Origin of the sequence: Sphingomonas profundi, assembly GCF_009739515.1 — a bacterium.
GTDB classification, from domain to species: Bacteria; Pseudomonadota; Alphaproteobacteria; order Sphingomonadales; family Sphingomonadaceae; genus Alterirhizorhabdus; species Alterirhizorhabdus profundi.
Window position 1 is genome coordinate 3,263,697 of record NZ_CP046535.1, and the last position, 17,750, is coordinate 3,281,446.

Here is a 17,750-nt window from a genome sequence, read left to right on the forward strand (position 1 = left end):
GAGGCATCATGAGCACAGCCGTCGAGCCGAGAGCGCCCGAGGAACCGGGTCCGACGGATTTCAGCAATCCGCTGACCCGTCACGAGCTGCGCCGCGCGGCGGTGTGGATCGGCCTGGCCGTGGCGGTCGTGCTGCTGTGGGCGCTGTCGCAGCCGCTGCTGCTGATCGTCGGCGGCCTCGTGTTCGCCTCGATGCTGGATGGCGGCACCCGCCTGCTCGGCCGCATCCTGCCGATCGGCCGCGGCTTCCGCCTCGCGATCGTCTGCCTCTCGGTCCTCGCCTTCCTCATCTGGACCTTCTACTTCGCCGGCTCGCAGCTCGCCTCCCAAGCCGAGACGCTGCGGGCGGTGGTGATGAGCCAGCTCAACCGCCTGCTCAGCTGGGGGACGAGCATGGGCCTCGTGCCGCCCGGCGGCGTCGGCGGCGGCGGCGCGGAGATCGCCAAGCAGCTGATGGGATCGCTCGGCCAGGTGACGGCGGCGGTGGGCACCGCGCTCGGCGCCGTCTCCAGCCTCGCCATGATCGTCGTGATCGGCGTGTTCATCGCGATAGAGCCGCGCCTCTACGAGCGTGGCATCGCCTGGATGCTGCCGATGGGCAAGCGTTCCGCTTTCTACCAGACCTCGGCGCGGATGGGGCGCACGCTGCGGCTGCTGATGGCCGGCCGCCTACTCGGCATGGCGGTGGAGGGTGTCGGCACCGGCGTGATGCTGGCGATCGCCGGCGTGCCGATGGCGGCGCTGCTCGGCATCCTCACCGGCCTGCTCGCCTTCCTGCCGAACATCGGCGCGATCGTCTCCGGCGTGCTGATCGTGCTGGTCGGCTTCTCGGCCGGCTTCGATACGGGCATCTGGGCGATCGTCATCTACTGCGTCGTGCAGGTGGTGGACGGCTATCTGATCGTGCCGATGGTGGCCAAGCGCTCGGTCGATCTCGCGCCGGCGCTGGTGCTAGGCGCGCAGATCCTGTTCGGCGCGCTGTTCGGCATCCTGGGCCTGGCGCTCGCCGATCCGATGGTGGCGATGATCAAGGTGCTGCTGGAAGAACGATCGGACAATGCGGCGGAGGATGCCGCCAGGTCCTGAACAGGCCGGCGCGGCAGGGACGCTTGCGGCAGGTGCCGTAGAGGATGGCCGCACGATGCGAGGCGGCCGGTACATGCCGGCCGCTGCCCTTCGCACACATACTATGTTGCAGAGGGGACGGCAGGGTCGTGACCAGGTCCGCACGACCGCCGGACATGGTGAGGATACCCAGTCACGCGAAAGGGCCGCCGGTGCATCCACCGGCGGCCCTTTCGCATGACCGGTAGGGGCGCAGACTACTGCCCGGGCATGCCGCCATGCGGCGAACCGCCCATGCCACCCATGCCACCCATTCCCATGCCGCCCATGCCCATCGCGTTGCGCGGCATGATCGCCTGAAGATCGACGTCGAACACCAGCAGGGCGTTCGGCGGGATCACGCCGTCGCCGGCGCCCTGCGGGCCGTAGCCGAGCTCCGGCGGGATCCAGAAGCGGTACTTCGCGCCCTGGTTCATCAGCTGCAGCCCCTCGACCCAGCCGGGGATCAGGCCGCCGACCGGCAGCGTCGCCGGGCCGCCGTGGCGGGCGCTGGCGTCGAACGTCTGGCCGTTCGCCAGCTTGCCGTCATAATCGACCAGCACCACGTCCTGCGCCGTCGCGCGCGGGCCGGATCCCTCGCGGATCACCTGATATTGCAGGCCCGACGGCGTCGTCTTCACGTCCGACCGCTTGGCGTTCCGCGCCAGGAACTCGGCCGGCGGCGTCGCCATCGCCACCTGCGCGGCCGTGGTGTGCCAGGCGAGGCCGACGCCCGCCGCCGCCAGCAGGCCGATGCCCACCCACAGCTTGGTCAGCGATCCCTTGGCGATCGGGCGCAGGGGCACGGCGGTGACGGTCGACATGGAAGGCGGCTCGCTTCAACGGAGTGGCGGTTGCGATGATCCTGCCCGCTGCCGGGCGGTCAGGCAAGCTTACCGGACGCCGTCACGCTCCATCCGCTTGCGCTCCAGCTTGCGGGCGCGGCGGATCGCGGCGGCACGCTCGCGCGCGCGCTTCTCCGAGGGCTTCTCATAGTGACGGCGCAGCTTCATCTCGCGATAGACGCCCTCGCGCTGCAGCTTCTTCTTGAGCGCGCGGAGGGCTTGATCGACATTGTTGTCGCGGACGAGAATCTGCATAGGAAAGTCAATCTCCGGTCACATCCGTGCGCCGAGGCCGCACGCAATAGGATCCGTCGCGGGGCGTAACCCGCGGCGCAAGGCGGTGCCCCTACCAGCGCACCCGCGATTCTTCAACCGGAAAAGGGCGGCGGCGCCGGGTTGGCGCGGCCCAGGAAGCGGCCATAGGCCCAGCCGATGCCGATCAGCGCCAAGCCCAGGCCCAGGAAGGAGAGCGCGCGCAATATGCCCTGCAGCGCGGCCGCATCGACGAGGAACACCTTCAGCGACACCAGAGTGAGCAGGCCGAGGCCGGCGATCCGCATCGTCCGGTCGCCGCCCCGCGCGCCCCAGCCCAGCAGGGCCAGCGCCACCGCCAGCGCCGCCACCGAATAGCCGTAGAACTCCGCGCGGGAGACGGCGCCGTAGGCCGGCACGTCGCCGTGGAACAGCTGCCGCACCAGCAGCAGCGCCCCGCCGAGCGCCACCGCCACCAGCGCCGCGAGCATGCCGTTGCGCGCCGCTCCCTCCTCGCGCCGCCAAGCCAGCGCCAGCCACGCCACGGCCAGGCCGAAGTGCAGCGCCAGCAGGTTGGCGATCGGCCACGCGCCGACGGACTGGGCGACGAACGCCGGGTTCAGCAGCAGCAGATCGAACCACAGGATCCGCGCCAGGCCGAGCAGGACAAGCCCGCGCCCGACGACGGCCGATCGCGCCGCCACGACCGCGCCCGCCGCCAGCAGCGCCTGGGTGAGGATCGCCCGCTCCAGGAAGCCGCGGGCGACGAACGCCGCCTCGCTGCCGATCGCCAGCGGCCGCTTGGCCAGCACGTAGAGGCCGGCGATCGCGCCCGTAGCGGCGGCGGTCGCGATCGCCCGCCGCGCCCGCTCGCCGCCACAGCGCCACGCCGCCGCGGCCAGCACGCTGGCGGGCAGCAGCAGCACGCGCACCGCCACCCCCGGCGCGGGCAGATCGGGCAGCAGCACGTGCGCCCCGCCCAGCGATCGCGCCAGCGCCGCGATCGTGCCCGGCGCCAGCGCGGCCATCGCCAGCCACGCGACGCCGGCCGCCATCGCGGACTGCACCGCCAGCCCGCCGTCGCCGGTGCGCCGGCCCGCCTCCGCCAGCGCCAGCGCAATCGCCGCCAGCGCCAGCGGCACGATCGTTTCGGGCAGGAGATCGGCGGTGGCGGCGGCCGCCAGCAGCGATGCCGTCGCGGTGGCGATCTGCAGCGTGCGATCGAACGGCGCCACGGCCCGCCCCGCCCCGCGCGATCGCCAGGCGAGATGCAGCGGCGCCAGCGCCAGCAGCAGCGCCAGCAGGCCCCAGCCGCCGTCCGCCAGCAGGGCGCCGCGATCCAGCCGCATCAGCGCGAACGGCGCCAGCAGCGCCACGCCGCCGATCGCCGCCCAGCCCCAGCCGTCGCCTGCCCGCCGGCCTAGCGCGTGGCCGGCGCCGCCGAACAGCAGCGCGATGCCGATCGCGCCCGGTATCGCGTGCTGCGGCCCGCCGGCCCCCGTCGCCGAGGCCAGCGCCGCTAGCGACAGGCCCAGCGCCCCCGCCACCAGCCCGGTGAGCCGCGCATCGCGCCACGCCAGCACGATCGCCCCGGCCGAGAGCGCGAGGTAGAGGCCCCACCCCTCGATGCCGAAGCCCGACGCGGGGATCAGCCCGGCCAGCTCGACGAGGCCCAGCGCCACCGGCGCCCCGCGCAGCAGCGCCGCCCGCGCCGGCGACGCCGCCGTGGCCGATGCCGGCAGCGCGAGCGCCGAGGCGGCGGCGAAGGCGAGGACGAACAGCCCGGCGGCAAGGCTGGCGCCGTCCGCGATCAGCGCCAGCAGCCACAGGAAGCTGCCGCCCGAGGTCGCCACCGCCAGCCACATCCAGTTGCGGCGGATCGCCAGCGCGAACAGCCCGGCGGAAAGCAGGCCGAGATAGGCGAGCAGCGGCACCACCGCATCGCCGCCCGTCGCCAGCAGCGGCGCGGCGAAACCGCCGATCAGGCCCATGATCGCGGTCGGCGGCCCGCGCCGCAGCGCCAGCACCAGCGCCGCCGCCGTCACCAGCACCGTCAGCACGAAGGCGGGCACCGCGCCGATCAGGCCGTATATCGCGCTGCCCAGATAGGCGGCGGCGTAGAGGCTGGCGATGCCGGCACCGGCCAGCGCCTGCGCCACCCGCTCGTCCTCCGCCACGATGCGCCAGCGGCCGGCGCCCTCCGACGCGGCGATCAGGCCCACGCCGAACAGCAGCGCCAGCCCCACGCGCACCGGCGGCGCCAGCAGCCCGGCATCGATCGCCAGCGCCACCAGATAGAAGCCGGCGATCGCCAGCGCAGCACCACCCACCCAGATCGGCAGGCGCCCGCCGACGATCTGCTCGAACCCGACGCCGGCGAGGCGCGCGGCCAGCGGCTCGCGCGGCGGCCGCGGCGGAGCGGCCTGCCTGCGCGGCGCCGCGGGCTCCGCCATCTCCGGCACGGGCGCGGTGACGGGCGGCACGTGATGCGCCGGCTCGGCGATGGGCGCAGGCGGCAGGACGCGCTCCGCCGCCACCTGTGTCGCGGGCGGCGACGTCGCCGCCATGATCGCCCGCAGCGATCGCACCTCCGCCGCCAGCGCGTCTATTCGCCGCGCCTGCCGCCGGTGCGCGATCAAGCCGGCCACCGCCAGCGCGATCAGCAGCGCCAGCATCAGCCCGGGCATCCCCGCTCGACAGCGCGCGGCATCGGGTGGATGAAGCGGATCGCCAGGCGGAGCATGGCGCAGAGCATAAAGCAGGAGACGGATATGGCCACGGCTATCGAAACGTCACGATCCGGGCAGGCGATCGGTGCGGAGGAGTGGGCCGCGCGGCAGCAGCTGGCCGCCTGCTACCGCGTGTTCGATCATCTCGGCTGGGTGGAGATGATCTACAACCACATCACCCTGGCCGTGCCGGGCGAGCCGGAGGCGTTCCTCATCAACCCTTTCGGCCTGCACTTCAGCGAGGTGACGGCATCGAACCTCGTGAAGGTCGATCTGGCGGGCAATCTGCTGGCCCCGTCGGAGTGGGGCGTCAACCTCGCCGGCTTCGTCCAGCACGCCGCCTTTCACGCGCACGTGCCGGATGCGCAGTGCGTGATGCACACCCACACCACCGCCGGCATGGCCGTGGCCTGCCTGGAGGACGGGCTGTCGATCACCAATTTCTACGCCGGCCAGCTCGCCGGCAAGGTCGCCTATCATGATTTCGAGGGCATCACCGTGCGCGCGGACGAGGCGCCGCGGCTGATCGCCAGCCTTGGCCGGCGGCGGCTGATGATCCTGCGCAATCACGGCCTGCTGGCGATGGGATCGACCGTGCCGGAGGCGTTCCTGCGGATGTGGGCGTTGCAGCGCGCCTGCGAGATCCAGATGGCGGCGGCGCCGATGGGCGGCCTGCGCGAGATCCCGGCGGAAGTGCTCGCCGTGCACCAGCGCGATGCGGGCAAGCTCGGGAAACCCGGCGGCGCCGGCGAGGCCGACTTCGCGGCGATGGTGCGGCTGGTCGATCGCAAGGATCGCAGCTGGCGCGACTGAGCGCGGCGGCGGACTGCCCGAGACGCAGGAAGGGGCGGACCGGCCGTGCCGATCCGCCCCTTCCCCGGTGCAGGTTCCCCGGTGCAGGTTCCCCCGTCAGGCGTCGACGGGCGCGGTCTCGCCGCGCGGGCGGCGGGTGCGGCGGCGGGGCCGCTCCTCGCCATCGGCCGGTGTTTCAGCGGAGAGGGACGGCGGCAGCCGGTCCATCTCGATCCGCTCGTCGGCGCCGCCTTCCGCGGCGACCGGCTCGAGCGGAGCGGCCACCTTGCGCGGGCGGCCGCGCGGGCGACGCTCGGCCGCCGGCGGCGTGTCGAGCGGCAGTTCGGCAGGCACGTCGGCGGCGGCGAGGGGCGCGGCGGCGGCGGGCGCGGCGATCACCGGCGGCGTCGGCTCGGCGGCGACAGGCCGAGCCTCGACGGCTTCCTCCGTGCCGCGCTGCTGGCCGTCGCGCCGCTCGTTCAGGCCACGGCGGGCGCGCGGCGGGCGCGGCTCTCGGCCGTCGGCTGCCTCACGGGGGGCCTGCTCGCGCGGCGCCTGATCCCGCGAAGCCTGATCGCGAAGGGCATGGTCACGGGCGGCCTGCTCGCGGGGCGCCTGCTCGCGGCTGTCACGCTGCTCGCGGCCGTCGCGCTGCTCGCGATTGCCGTCGCGGGCCTCGCGCGGCTGGCGATATTCGCGGCTCTCGTCGCCGCGCTCCTGCCGGTCGCGATTGCCGCCGCGACCGTTCTCGGCGCGATACTCGTCACCGCGACCGGCCTCGGCGCGATTGCCGTCCGGGCGATTGCCGTCGCTGCGGCTCGCGTCGCCGCGATTGCCGTCGGAACGATTGCCGTCGCGATAGCCCTCGCGACTGTCGGCGCGGTTGCCGTCCCGCTCGCCGCCGCGCTCCTGGCTCCAGTCTTGCCCGCGCTGCGGCTGCTGCCGCTCGGCCGGGCGATCGTCGAAGCGGTCGTCGCCGTTCATCTCGGCGAAGTCGCCGTCATCCTCGTCGCCCTGCCCGTCGGCCTGGCCGTCGAACCGCTCGCGGCGCTGCTGCTGCTCGTCGAAGCGGGAACGCGTCTCGCTCAGCACGCGGAAATAATGATCGGCGAACTGAAGATAATATTCGGTCATCACGCGATCGCCCTGCATCTGGGCATCGCGGGCGAGGGTCTTGTACTTCTCGTGGAGCTGGCTGGCATTGCCGCGCGCCCGATTGTCCAGCCGGCTGCCCCGATCGGGGGCGCCGCCCGCGCCGTTCGGACGCGGGGCCCCGCCGGTCCGACCACGACGTCGACCGTTCTGACGATTGTTGATCAACTTTTCGCTGCCTTCGTCACTGGTGGTTTCTGCTCACCACTGCCTGTCCGGGCCCGTCCCGGACGAATGCTGCCTGTCCGGGCACTTCCCGGACGAATACTGGCCGCCCGGGCACTTACCGGACGAATGCTGGCGCCCGGTCCCGCCCCGGACGGATGCCACATCGCCGAGGTCCGCCCCCGAATATCCTCGCGACCCACCGTCATGGAACGCGATCCTGCGCGGATCCCGCCCCATGCGCATCATCACGCCGGCGCACGATCCGCGATGCGGTCCGGCGCGTCCACCTCTCGCACGCCACCTGCTCGGCAGCGCAGCCATTGGGGATCGGCTAGAAGGCTCGGCAACGCCGCTCTGCTCGCAAGAGCCTTTATCCTGCGCGCCATTTAGGCATGGCTCTGTCAAAATCCAAGCGGTATTTGGCTAAAGCCGTACCGGATACACAATAATACAGCGATCGTGCCCGGCCAGATCGCGGCGCACCCGCGCGGGCAATCCCTCCGCCCGCAGCAACGCCGTTACCGCGACGGCCTGCGCATGACCGATCTCGATCGCGGCGATGCCGCCGGGCGCGATCTGGCCGCCGATCAGCGGCGCGATCCGGCGATAATCGTCGAGGCCGTCGGCGCCGGCGAACAGTGCGGAAGCCGGCTCGAAGTCGCGCACCTCGGGCGGCAGCGTGTCTCCGGTGGCGACGTAGGGCGGGTTGCAGAGGATGAGATCGTGCGCCCCGCCCGTCCCGGTCCATCCGCCGGACAGGATCCGCGCCCGCCCCGTCATGCCGAGGCGTCGCACATTGCCGCGCGCCACCTTGATCGCGGTATCGGAGGCATCGATGCCGATGCCGGTCGCCTCCGGCCACTGATCGAGCGCGGCCAGCAGCAGTGCGCCCGATCCGGTGCCGAGATCCAGGATGGTGCGCGGGCCGGACGTGCCGGCGAAATGCTCCACCGCCGCCTCGATCAGGGTCTCGCTGTCCGCGCGCGGCACCAGCACGCCGGGGCCGACGGCCAGGTCGATCGTCCAGAAGGCGCGCGTGCCGGTGATGTAGGCGATCGGCTCGTGCCGCAGCCGGCGGGCCAGCAGGGTGGCGAACCCCGGCGGAACCGCCCCGTCGTGCCGCCCGAGCAGCAGCGCCTCGCGCGGGATGCCAAGCGCGTGCGCCATCAGCAGTTCGGCATCCAGGCGCGGCGTCTGCGTGACGGGCGAGAGTGCCGCGGCGGCATCGCGCAGCGCGAGCGCGATCGCGTTCATCCGCTGTCCGGCCGCGTCGTCACCCGTCGAGATTGGCCAGCCGTGCCGCCTCGTCCTCGGCGATCAGCGCGGTGACGACCTCGTCCAGGCCCGGCCCCTCCAGTATCTCGGGCAGGCGGTGCAGTGTCAGGTTGATGCGGTGATCGGTGACGCGCCCCTGCGGGAAATTGTAGGTGCGGATCCGTTCCGACCGATCGCCCGAGCCGACCATCGACCGGCGGGCGCCGGCGCGGGCGCTGTCCAGCCGCTCCCGCTCCTGCTCGTACAGCCGGGTGCGCAGCACCTTCAGCGCCTTCGCCTTGTTCTTGTGCTGCGATTTCTCGTCCTGCTGGATCACCACCAGGCCGCTCGGCAGATGGGTGATGCGCACCGCGCTGTCGGTGGTGTTGACGGACTGGCCGCCGGGGCCGGACGAGCGGTAGACGTCGATCCGCAGATCCTTGTCGTCGATCTGGATGTCCACGTCCTCGGCCTCCGGCAGCACCGCCACGGTGGCGGCGGAGGTGTGGATGCGCCCGCCGCTCTCGGTGGCCGGCACGCGCTGCACGCGATGGACGCCGCTCTCGAACTTCAGCCGGGCGAACACGCCCGTGCCCGTCACCGAGGCGATGACCTCCTTGTAGCCGCCCAGATCGGCGGCGCTGGCGGAGATCGGCTCCACCTTCCAGCCGCGATCCTCGGCGTAGCGCTGGTACATGCGGAACAGGTCGCCGGCGAACAGGGCGGCCTCGTCGCCGCCGGTGCCGGCGCGGATCTCCAGCATGGCCGGCTTCGCATCCGCCGCATCGCGCGGCAGCAGCGCCAGGGCAAGGCCGCGCTCGGCCACCGCCAGCGCGGCGCCGTTCTCGTGCAGCTCCTCGGAGGCCATCTGGCGCAGCTCCTCGTCGCCATCCTCCGTCATGTGGCGCAGCGAATCGGCCTCCTGCCGCAGCCGCCGCACCTCGCCCGCCGCCTGGGCCACCGGCTCCAGCTCGGCATATTCCTTCGACAGCGCGACGAAGCGTTCGGCCGCCAGGTCGCCGCGCGCCATCTCGCTCTGCAGTTCGTCGCGCCGCGCCTCGATCTGGCGGATGCGCGCCAGCGGGATGCTCGCCATCAGTGCGCCACCACCGCCGCCGCCAGCGCATCCAGCCGCACCCACTGCTGGCTGCCGTTGGCGAGATCCTTGAGGCCCACCTCGCCGCTCGCCAGCTCGTCGTCGCCGATGATCGCGGCGTAGCGCGCGCCGGTCGCGTCCGCCTTGTGCAGCCGCTTCTTCATGTTGCCCTTGTAGGCCATGTCGGCGGCGATGCCCTGGCGCCGCAGGTCCGCCAGCAGGCGCATTGCCGCCGCCTCGGCCGCCGCCCCCATCGGCACCAGCGCCACCGTCACATGCTCGGGCGCCGGCGGATCGATCAGCATCGCCAGCCGCTCGATCCCGGCCGCCCAGCCCACCGCCGGCGTGTGCGGCCCGCCAAGCGCCTCGATCAGCCCGTCATAGCGCCCGCCGCCCAGCACGGTGCCCTGCGCGCCGAGCCGGTCGGTCACGAACTCGAAGGCGGTGTGGCGGTAGTAATCGAGCCCGCGCACCAGCCGGGCGTCGCGCGTCCAGGCGACGCCCGCCGCCTCCAGCCCGCCCGTCACCCGCTCGAAGAAGGCGCCGGCCTCGGCCGACATGTGCGCGTCGATCGACGGCGCGGCATCCGCCACCGGCCGGTCGCGCGGATCCTTGCTGTCCAGGATGCGTAAGGGGTTGCGCGCGAGCCGGTCGACGCTCTCGGGCGAGAGCGCGTCGCGATGCGCGGTGAAGTGGGCGACCAGCGCCGCCCGCCACGCGTCGCGCGTCGCCGTGTCGCCCAGCGTGTTCAGCGTCAGGGTCACGCCGTCGGCGATGCCCAGCTCGTCCAGCAGGTGCGCTGCGAGCACCAGCAGCTCCACGTCGGCCGCCGGCTCGGCCGCGCCGATCACCTCGGCGTCCAGCTGGTGGAACTGGCGGAAGCGGCCCTTCTGCGGCCGCTCGTAGCGGAACAGCGGCCCGTGCGTCGCCACCTTCAGCGGCGCATGCTGCTGCCAGCCCTCGGTCAGATAGGCGCGGGCGATGCCGGCGGTGAACTCCGGCCGCAGGGTCAGCGAATCGCCGCCGCGATCCTCGAACGTATACATCTCCTTGGAGACGACGTCGGTCGTCTCGCCCAGCGATCGGGCGAACACGGCCGTCGCCTCGAACACCGGCACCTCGACGCGGCCGAAACCGTAGAGGCGGCGCAGGCGATCGAAGCCGCGCACCACGGCATCAAACCGCTCGGCCTGCTCGCCGAGCATGTCCTGCGTGCCGCGGACGGCCTGGGGGGTGGCGGGCTTGCTCATCGCGCAGCCCTCTAGAACAGGTTGGCGCCACAATGAAGCGAATCGTCCCGCCGCCCGGTAACGAAACGCCGGCGGCCACGCTTTCGTCTTGAGATTGCAGCGATCCGCTTATACTGCACTGCCGCATGAACATCGATCTCATCCCGATCGGCGAAAATCCGCCGGAAACCCTCAACGTCATCATCGAGGTGCCGGTCGGCGGCGAGCCGGTGAAATATGAGTTCGACAAGAAATCGGGTGCGCTGTTCGTCGATCGCATCCTGCACACGCCGATGCGCTATCCGGCGAATTACGGCTTCGTGCCGCACACCCTGTCGCCGGACGGCGATCCGCTGGACGCGCTGGTGGTCGCCCGCTCCCCGTTCATCCCGGGCTGCGTGGTGCGCGTGCGGCCGATCGCGGTGCTGAAGCTGGAGGACGAGGCCGGCGGCGACGAGAAGCTGCTGACCGTGCCGGTGGACGGCACCTTCCCTTATTACGAGAAGGTCAACGAGAGCAGCGATCTGCCGCTGATCGTGATGCAGCAGATCGAGCATTTCTTCACCCACTACAAGGATCTGGAAGCCAAGAAGTGGGTCCGCGTCGGCGCGTGGGGCGACGCCACCGAGGCGCGTCGCATCATCGTCGAGGCGATCGAGGCGGCGAAGATCGCCAAGGAGAAGCACGGCACCGACGAGGGCGTCAGCCAGAGCCTCGCCGAGAAGTGATCCGATCGGCGGCGCTCAGTGCGCGCCGCCGGCCAGCTTCAGCCCGGCGATGCAGCCCACCAGCGCCACGATCAGCGCCAGCCGCAGCGCGTTCGCCGGCTCGCCGAACCAGACGATGCCGACGATGACGGTGCCGAGCGCGCCGATGCCGCCCCACACCGCATAGGCGGTGCCCATCGGGATCGTGCGGGACGCGACCTCCAGCAGCGCCATGCTGGTGCCGACCGAGGCGAGGAAGCCCGCCGTCCAGCCGAAATTGCGGAAGCCGTCGACGAAGCGCAGGCAGGTGGTGAAGCCCACCTCGAAGCAGCCGCCCAGGATCAGCCACATCCACGCCATCGCCATACCCCCATCGCCGCCGGGGCGGGGGATGGCGGAGGCGGCCATGTCCGTCAATTCATGTGACGCGATCGGCGGCGGGGCTGTATCGGGTCATGGCGCACCCGGCGCCTCACGTCCGGCGGAGAGATGGATGGCACGATCGACCACCGGCCTTGGCCACCGCATCGCGCCGCCGCGCTTCGTGCTGTTCGCGCTGGCGGCGGTCGCGGGCATCGCCGCCGGCGTCCCGCTGCTCGGCTGGCGGCACGGCGTGATGGCCGGCTTCGATGTCGCCGCCCTCGTCTTCCTCGTCGCCTGCATCCCGCTGCTGGACGATTCGCCCGAGGAGATGCGCCGCTCCGCCGCGCGCAACGACGCCAATCGCGCCGGCCTGCTGGCGATCACCGTGGGCGTCACCGTCGTGATCCTGGTGGCGATCGCCGCCGAGCTGGGCGAGGCGGGCGGGCCGAAGCCGCTGGCCGTCGCGCTGATCGTGGCGACGCTGATGCTCGCCTGGGCGTTCAGCAACGTCGTCTATGCGCTGCACTACGGCCATCTCTTCTATCTCGCGGGCGAGGACGGCAAGGATCGCGGCGGCCTCGACGTACCGGGCACGGACGAGCCGACCTACTGGGATCTGCTCTATTTCTCCTGCACGATGGGCATGACCTTCCAGACGTCCGACATCGATATCGAGAGCGCGCAGATCCGCCGCGTCGCGCTGGCCCACGGGCTGATCGCGTTCGTCTTCAACATCGGCGTGCTCGCCTTCACGATCAACGTGCTCGGCGGCTGATCGCCCGCCCGGGGCGGTTCCACCTGCGTGGAAGCCGCTCTAGGCCGGATCAACATTCAGCTTTTTGCATGTCCGCTCCTCCTGAGGAGGGGCTGAGCGAAGGCGAAGACCCGTCTCGAAGGATCTTCCATGTCCTTCGAGACGCCATTTCGACACGCTCAATGGCTCCTCAGGATGAGCGGTGTGCATAAAATGCGAGCAAATCGACTTGGTTCGCTCAATGTCGATCCGGCCTAGCGGCGGCGGGCATCAAGGGCGATGCCGGCCAGGTTGCGCGATCGCGGCACATGCCGCAGGCGGACGCGGGCGATGCCGGCGACGGCGGCGGCAAAGGCCGCGCGCTGCGCCCGCAACGCCCCGCTGCGGCACGGCCGGCGGCCGCTCGCCTGCTCCACCACCACGGTCGAATCGCCGACGAACTCGACATCGTCCAGGCCGAGCGCGCAGGCGATGTCGGCCGCGTGGCGCAGCGCCAGCCACTCGGCCACATTGTTGTCGCCGCAGCCCAGCCCGTCACGGATGTGGGCCACGCCGCGCACCACCGCCGCCACCTCGATCGGGCCGGGGTTGGGCCGGCAGCCGCCGTCGAAGAAGATCCGCGTCGTCGTCGGCCGCCGGCTCACGCATCCTCGCGCAGCGGCAGCGGATCGACGATGCCGGCCTGCCGATCGAACAGGCGGCGATAGTGGCCGTCGGCGGCCGCCAGCAGCGCGGCATGATCGCCATCCTCGACGATGCGGCCGGCATCGAACACCAGGATGCGGTCCAGCGCGCGCACGGTGGAGAGGCGGTGGGCGATCACGATGGCGGTGCGCCCGGCCATCAGCCGCTCGATCGCCTGCTGGATCAGCGCCTCCGATTCCGAATCGAGGCTGGAGGTCGCCTCGTCCAGGATCAGGATCGGCGCATCGGCCAGGAAGGCGCGCGCCAGCGCCACCCGCTGCCGCTCCCCACCGGACAGCTTCACTCCGCGCTCCCCCACCAGGGTGCGGTAGCCGCGCGGCAGGCGGGCGACGAAGTCGTGCGCGTTCGCCAGGCGCGCCGCCTGCTCGATCTCGGCCTGGGTCGCATCGGGCCGGGCATAAGCGATGTTTTCCGCCAGGGTGCGGTGGAACAGCACCGGCTCCTGCGGCACGATCGCGATCTGCGCGCGCAGCGAGGATTGGGTCGCGTGGCGCACATCCTGCCCGTCGATCGTCACGGCGCCGCCGGTCACGTCGTAGAGCCGCTGGACGAGCTTGACGAACGTCGTCTTGCCGGAGCCGGACCGGCCGACCAGGCCCACGCGCTGCCCGGCCGGGATCGTCACGTCCAGCCGCTCGTACAGCGGCGTCGCGTGACCGCCGTAGCGGAACGTCACGTCGGCGAAGCGGATCGCCCCCGCCTCGATACGGATCGGCGCGGCATCGGCGGCATCGGCGATGGCCATCGGCTCGGCATGCAGCCGCACCAGCTCCTCCATCTCGTTCACCGATCGCTGCAGGTGGTGCACATGCTGGCCGATGTCGCGCAGATAGCCGTGGACGACGAGGTAGCTCGTCAGCACGTAGGCGACGTCGCCGGCGCTCGCTTGGCCGCGCCACCACAGCCACAGGGCGGTGCCGGTCACGCCGGCGCGCACCAGCCAGAGCAGGGCGAGCTGGCCCGTGCCGCTATAGGTGTGGCGCATCCACGTCCGCGCGGTGCGCCGCCGCCACTTGGCGATCACCTGCGCCAGCCGCGCATCCTCGCGCGATTCGGCGCCGAACGCCTTCACCACCGCGTTCGTGCCGATCGCATCCGCCAGCGCGCCGCCGATCCGCGTGTCCCACGCGTTCGACAGGCGCGAGGCGGGCGCGATGTAGCGCGTGGCGAGCGTGACGGTGAGGGCGACATAGGCGGTGGCGCCGATCGCCATCACCAGCCCCAGCACCGGCCAGTGCAGGCCGAGCAGCAGCATGGAGCCGAGCAGCACCACCACCGACGGCAGCAGCGCCAGCAGCACCACGTCGTTCAGCGTATCGAGCGACCACATGCCGCGCGTCACCTTGCGCACCACCGATCCGGCAAAGCTGTTGGCGTGCCAGTCGGTCGAGAGGCGCTGGACGCGGTGGAAGGCATCCTGCGCCACGTCGCGCATCATGCCCAGGGTCAGCGGCACCACGCCCCACCAGGCGAGGTGGCGCAGCACGACCATCGCCAGGCCGAGCGCCAGCATCGCGACGAAGGCGGATAGCGCCGCCGGGCGGCCGGCCGACCCTAGCGACAGGGCATCGATCAGCCGGCCGGCATAGAGCGGCACGAAGATCTCGGTGACGGTCGCCAGCGACATCGTCAGGCCGATGCCGCCGGCCAGCAGCGGCCGGCGGCGCCAGTGGGCGAAGGTGAAGGCGAACACATGGCCCATGGCGGACTTCGTGTCGCGGGCAGGCGGGTGGCTCATCGGGGTGCCGCGCGGCCGGGCCGCGCGCTCCTGTTGCATGCGTCAGTGGGCGGGGGCGGATCGAGCGGGCGCCGGCGGCGTCCGCGGATCAGGAGCGGGCGGCGCCCCATCGGCCCGGGAGCGGCGCGCGCGGACATGTGATCATCTCCACCCTCCCCGCTCCGATATCGCTGCGCCCCGTAGCAGAGGATCGCGCGTGGCGCCAGTCGCACCCTTTGAGGGGCGTTACGTCGCGCGATTGCGGGCCTAGATAGAAGATTGACCATCCGGAGAGTCGCGCCGCATGCCGCCTGCCACCGACCGCTTCCAGCCGCCGCACGCGATCCGCGCCGCCTTCGCCGCCGCGATGTCGCTGATGTACGCGCAGGAGGTGCCGCAGTATCGCGCGCTCACCGATCTCGTCGCGGCGGTGAACCGGCGGGTGCTGGCGGGCGACCCGGCGCTGGCGGAGCGCATGGCCCGATCGGGCGAGACGGCGCGGCTGGCGGGCGAGCGGCACGGCGCCATCCGCGTCGGCACGGCGGACGAGCTCGCCACCATCGCGCGCGCCTTTGCCGTGATGGGGATGGCGCCGGTCGGCTACTACGATCTCGCGCCGGCCGGCGTGCCGGTCCACGCCACGGCGTTCCGCGCGGTGGAGGAGACGGCGCTGACCGTCAGCCCATTCCGCGTGTTCACCTCGCTGCTGCGGCTGGAGCTGATCGCGGACCCGGCGCTGCGGGCGGAGGCGGCGGCGATCCTGGCACGCCGCCGCATCGTCACGCCGGCGGCGCTCGCCCTGATCGCGCGGGCCGAGCGCGAGGGCGGCCTGAGCGAGGTCGACGCGGCGGCGTTCGTGGCGGCGCTGCTGGAGACGTTCCGCTGGCACGCCCACGCCACCGTGCCGCGCGACACCTACCGCCGCCTGCTCGCCGCGCATCGGCTGGTGGCCGACGTGGTGAGCTTCAAGGGGCCGCACATCAACCATCTGACGCCGCGCGTGCTGGATATCGATGCGGTGCAGGCGGAGATGCCGGCGCGCGGCATGGCCGCCAAGCAGACGATCGAGGGGCCGCCCAAGCGCCGCTGCCCGGTGCTGCTGCGCCAGACGAGCTTCACCGCGCTGGAGGAGCGCATCGCCTTCACCGACGACGCGGCGGACGCCGCCGGCAGCCACACCGCCCGCTTCGGCGAGGTGGAGCAGCGCGGCGTGGCGCTGACCGCCGCCGGCCAGGCGCGCTACGATGCGTGGATCGGCAACGGCGGCGCGCTGGACCTGCCGGACGACTGGGCGGCGCTGCGGCGGCAGGGCCTCGCCTTCTTCCGCTACCGCGCGGCCGACGGCGCAGCAGCGGCGGCGGCGGACGCCGGGTTGGAGGATCTGGTCGCGCACGGCCAGATCCTGTGCGATCCGATCGTCTACGAGGATTTCCTGCCGGTGAGCGCGGCCGGCATCTTCCAGTCCAATCTCGGCGCGGACCGGCGCGTCGACTACACCGCCGCCGCCGATCGCGCGGCCTTCGAGCAGGCGCTCGGCCGCGCCGTGGAGGATCCGCTGGCGCTGTGCGCCGCAGCCCAGCGCGCGTCGCTGGACGCGGTCGGGCGCGTTCTCGGCCGCACCCTTTCCGCATGACCGCACGCAAGACGAGGACGCGACGATGACGCACGGTGCCACGGCCAGGACGATGCTCGCGCTGTCTGCGGCGCTCGCCGCCCTGACGGGATGCGGGCGCGAGCCGAAGGCGGCGACGCCCGCCGGCTACATGGTCTATGCCACCAACGAGCGATCGGGCGACGTGACGATCATCGACGGCGCCACGCGCAAGGTGGTCGCCACGGTGCCGGTGGGCAAGCGGCCGCGCGGCATCCGCCTGTCGCCGGACGGGACGACGCTGGTGATCGCGCTCAGCGGCTCGCCCATCGCCGGGCCGAGCGTCGACGAGAGCAGACTGCCGCCGCCGGACAAGAGCGCGGACGGCATCGCCCTGTTCGACGTCGCCAGCCGCAAGGTGGTGCGCGTGGTGCGCGGCGTCTCCGATCCGGAACAGGCGGTGATCTCGGCCGACGGACGCATCTTCGTCGCCAGCGAGGATAGCGGCCGGGCGATCGTGCTCGATGCGAAGACGGGCCGCACGCTCGCCGCGATCGCCGTGGGCGGCGAGCCGGAGGGCGTGGCGATCGGCGCCGACGGCACCCGCGCCTGGTTCACCTCCGAGAGCGACGGCGCGGTCACGGTGGTGGACACCGCCACCCTGAAGCCGCTGGCGACGATCCCGGCCGGGCAGCGGCCGCGCAACGTGGCCTTCTCGCCGGACGGGGCGACGGCCTGGGTCGCCGGCGAGGCGGACGGGCTGCTGAGCGCGATCGACACGCGCACGCTGCGCGTCTCGCGATCGAAGGTGCTGGCGGGGAACGGCGTGAAGCCGATGGGCATCGCACCCTCGCCGGACGGCGCCCGGCTCTACATCTCCACCGGCCGCGGCGGCACGGTGCTGGCGGTTGACAGCGCCACGCTGGCGGTGGCCGGCACGGCGCCGGCGGGCAAGCGGCCGTGGGGCATCGCGGCGAGCCCCGACGGGCGGCTGCTCTACACCGCCAACGGCCCCTCGAACGACGTGAGCGTCATCGACAGCAGGACGATGCGGGCGGCCGCGACGATCCCGGCGGGCGCCGGCCCATGGGGGATCGCGGTGGCGCCGGCGCGATGACGCGGGTGGGGCGGAGAGCCTTCGCTCAGCCGATCAGGCGCTGCACCATGCCGAGCATGCCCGCCCACAGGGCGCCGGAGAGGCCCATGCCGATCAGCAGGCCGCGCAGCCCGTCCACATCCTGACGTCGCGCCGCACTTCTCCGTTCGCAAGCCATCCGCATCCATCCCAGGCGG

The 17,750-nt window shown here is 72.4% G+C and carries 16 protein-coding genes; 6 read left to right on the top strand and 10 right to left on the bottom strand.

What is annotated here, in order from left to right:
- The first annotated feature begins 8 nt into the window (after nucleotides 1–8).
- The gene (locus GNT64_RS15705) at nucleotides 9–1,085 is read left to right on the top strand and encodes an AI-2E family transporter (RefSeq protein WP_156680376.1); all 1,077 of its coding nucleotides are present in this window, start codon (nucleotides 9–11) and stop codon (nucleotides 1,083–1,085) included.
- A 236-nt stretch (nucleotides 1,086–1,321) separates the two neighbouring features.
- On the opposite strand, the gene GNT64_RS15710 is transcribed toward GNT64_RS15705, so the two are convergent.
- From GNT64_RS15710 to GNT64_RS15720, 3 genes are all read right to left on the bottom strand, one after another.
- The gene (locus GNT64_RS15710) at nucleotides 1,322–1,927 is read right to left on the bottom strand and encodes an FKBP-type peptidyl-prolyl cis-trans isomerase (protein ID WP_156680377.1); all 606 of its coding nucleotides are present in this window, start codon (nucleotides 1,925–1,927) and stop codon (nucleotides 1,322–1,324) included.
- A 69-nt stretch (nucleotides 1,928–1,996) separates the two neighbouring features.
- Entirely contained in the window at nucleotides 1,997–2,203 is a 207-nt protein-coding gene (rpsU, locus tag GNT64_RS15715; RefSeq protein WP_156680378.1) for a 30S ribosomal protein S21, read from the bottom strand.
- 113 nt (nucleotides 2,204–2,316) lie between these two features.
- Nucleotides 2,317–4,887, bottom strand: coding sequence for a DUF2339 domain-containing protein (locus GNT64_RS15720; RefSeq protein WP_156680379.1), 2,571 nt, complete (start codon nucleotides 4,885–4,887; stop codon nucleotides 2,317–2,319).
- A gap of 84 nt (nucleotides 4,888–4,971) precedes the next feature.
- Here GNT64_RS15720 and GNT64_RS15725 point away from each other — a divergent pair, with 84 nt between their 5' ends.
- Nucleotides 4,972–5,742 (top strand): class II aldolase/adducin family protein, encoded by a 771-nt coding sequence (locus tag GNT64_RS15725; RefSeq protein ID WP_156680380.1) that lies wholly within the window; start codon nucleotides 4,972–4,974, stop codon nucleotides 5,740–5,742.
- A gap of 96 nt (nucleotides 5,743–5,838) precedes the next feature.
- Here the strand turns inward: GNT64_RS15725 and GNT64_RS22000 are convergent, their stop codons facing one another.
- The 4 genes from GNT64_RS22000 to hisS form a co-directional block, all read right to left on the bottom strand.
- Nucleotides 5,839–7,041 (bottom strand): DUF4167 domain-containing protein, encoded by a 1,203-nt coding sequence (locus GNT64_RS22000; protein WP_156680381.1) that lies wholly within the window; start codon nucleotides 7,039–7,041, stop codon nucleotides 5,839–5,841.
- A 423-nt stretch (nucleotides 7,042–7,464) separates the two neighbouring features.
- Nucleotides 7,465–8,295, bottom strand: a complete 831-nt coding sequence (prmC, locus tag GNT64_RS15735; protein ID WP_156680382.1) for a peptide chain release factor N(5)-glutamine methyltransferase — start codon at nucleotides 8,293–8,295, stop codon at nucleotides 7,465–7,467.
- 19 nt (nucleotides 8,296–8,314) lie between these two features.
- The gene (prfA, locus tag GNT64_RS15740; protein WP_156680383.1) at nucleotides 8,315–9,391 is read right to left on the bottom strand and encodes a peptide chain release factor 1; all 1,077 of its coding nucleotides are present in this window, start codon (nucleotides 9,389–9,391) and stop codon (nucleotides 8,315–8,317) included.
- Nucleotides 9,391–10,641, bottom strand: coding sequence for a histidine--tRNA ligase (gene hisS, locus GNT64_RS15745; RefSeq protein WP_156680384.1), 1,251 nt, complete (start codon nucleotides 10,639–10,641; stop codon nucleotides 9,391–9,393). The genes prfA and hisS overlap by 1 nt, the downstream gene beginning before the upstream one ends.
- A 125-nt stretch (nucleotides 10,642–10,766) precedes the next feature.
- Here hisS and ppa point away from each other — a divergent pair, with 125 nt between their 5' ends.
- Nucleotides 10,767–11,348 carry an inorganic diphosphatase gene (ppa, locus tag GNT64_RS15750; RefSeq protein WP_156680385.1) on the top strand — a complete coding sequence of 194 codons (582 nt, stop codon included), beginning with the start codon at nucleotides 10,767–10,769 and terminating at the stop codon, nucleotides 11,346–11,348.
- Between the two features lie 15 nt (nucleotides 11,349–11,363).
- Here ppa and GNT64_RS15755 read toward each other — a convergent pair whose 3' ends face one another.
- Nucleotides 11,364–11,735 carry a DMT family transporter gene (locus GNT64_RS15755; protein ID WP_231639562.1) on the bottom strand — a complete coding sequence of 124 codons (372 nt, stop codon included), beginning with the start codon at nucleotides 11,733–11,735 and terminating at the stop codon, nucleotides 11,364–11,366.
- A gap of 85 nt (nucleotides 11,736–11,820) precedes the next feature.
- Between GNT64_RS15755 and GNT64_RS15760 the strand changes: the two genes are divergently transcribed.
- A complete protein-coding gene (locus tag GNT64_RS15760) occupies nucleotides 11,821–12,465 on the top strand; it encodes a DUF1345 domain-containing protein (protein ID WP_156680386.1) in 645 nt (214 codons plus the stop codon).
- A 233-nt stretch (nucleotides 12,466–12,698) separates the two neighbouring features.
- Here the strand turns inward: GNT64_RS15760 and GNT64_RS15765 are convergent, their stop codons facing one another.
- Nucleotides 12,699–13,088, bottom strand: coding sequence for a reverse transcriptase-like protein (locus tag GNT64_RS15765; protein ID WP_156680387.1), 390 nt, complete (start codon nucleotides 13,086–13,088; stop codon nucleotides 12,699–12,701).
- A complete protein-coding gene (locus GNT64_RS15770) occupies nucleotides 13,085–14,887 on the bottom strand; it encodes an ABC transporter ATP-binding protein (protein WP_197277025.1) in 1,803 nt (600 codons plus the stop codon). The genes GNT64_RS15765 and GNT64_RS15770 overlap by 4 nt, the downstream gene beginning before the upstream one ends.
- Nucleotides 14,888–15,170: 283 nt before the next feature.
- Between GNT64_RS15770 and GNT64_RS15775 the strand changes: the two genes are divergently transcribed.
- Together GNT64_RS15775 and GNT64_RS15780 are read left to right on the top strand one after the other, a co-directional pair.
- Entirely contained in the window at nucleotides 15,171–16,499 is a 1,329-nt protein-coding gene (locus tag GNT64_RS15775; protein ID WP_156680388.1) for a VOC family protein, read from the top strand.
- A gap of 25 nt (nucleotides 16,500–16,524) precedes the next feature.
- Nucleotides 16,525–17,574, top strand: a complete 1,050-nt coding sequence (locus GNT64_RS15780; protein ID WP_156680389.1) for a beta-propeller fold lactonase family protein — start codon at nucleotides 16,525–16,527, stop codon at nucleotides 17,572–17,574.
- The last annotated feature ends 176 nt before the right edge of the window (nucleotides 17,575–17,750 follow it).

What these genes read in the sequence shown, in the direction of transcription:
- GNT64_RS15705 (WP_156680376.1), top strand. Translation starts at nt 9, where the DNA reads ATGAGCACAGCCGTCGAGCCGAGAGCGCCCGAGGAACCGGGTCCGACG.
- GNT64_RS15710 (WP_156680377.1), bottom strand. Translation starts at nt 1,927, where the DNA reads ATGTCGACCGTCACCGCCGTGCCCCTGCGCCCGATCGCCAAGGGATCG.
- rpsU (WP_156680378.1), bottom strand. Translation starts at nt 2,203, where the DNA reads ATGCAGATTCTCGTCCGCGACAACAATGTCGATCAAGCCCTCCGCGCG.
- GNT64_RS15720 (WP_156680379.1), bottom strand. Translation starts at nt 4,887, where the DNA reads ATGCCCGGGCTGATGCTGGCGCTGCTGATCGCGCTGGCGGTGGCCGGC.
- GNT64_RS15725 (WP_156680380.1), top strand. Translation starts at nt 4,972, where the DNA reads ATGGCCACGGCTATCGAAACGTCACGATCCGGGCAGGCGATCGGTGCG.
- prmC (WP_156680382.1), bottom strand. Translation starts at nt 8,295, where the DNA reads ATGAACGCGATCGCGCTCGCGCTGCGCGATGCCGCCGCGGCACTCTCG.
- prfA (WP_156680383.1), bottom strand. Translation starts at nt 9,391, where the DNA reads ATGGCGAGCATCCCGCTGGCGCGCATCCGCCAGATCGAGGCGCGGCGC.
- hisS (WP_156680384.1), bottom strand. Translation starts at nt 10,641, where the DNA reads ATGAGCAAGCCCGCCACCCCCCAGGCCGTCCGCGGCACGCAGGACATG.
- ppa (WP_156680385.1), top strand. Translation starts at nt 10,767, where the DNA reads ATGAACATCGATCTCATCCCGATCGGCGAAAATCCGCCGGAAACCCTC.
- GNT64_RS15755 (WP_231639562.1), bottom strand. Translation starts at nt 11,735, where the DNA reads ATGGCCGCCTCCGCCATCCCCCGCCCCGGCGGCGATGGGGGTATGGCG.
- GNT64_RS15760 (WP_156680386.1), top strand. Translation starts at nt 11,821, where the DNA reads ATGGCACGATCGACCACCGGCCTTGGCCACCGCATCGCGCCGCCGCGC.
- GNT64_RS15770 (WP_197277025.1), bottom strand. Translation starts at nt 14,887, where the DNA reads ATGAGCCACCCGCCTGCCCGCGACACGAAGTCCGCCATGGGCCATGTG.
- GNT64_RS15775 (WP_156680388.1), top strand. Translation starts at nt 15,171, where the DNA reads ATGCCGCCTGCCACCGACCGCTTCCAGCCGCCGCACGCGATCCGCGCC.
- GNT64_RS15780 (WP_156680389.1), top strand. Translation starts at nt 16,525, where the DNA reads ATGACGCACGGTGCCACGGCCAGGACGATGCTCGCGCTGTCTGCGGCG.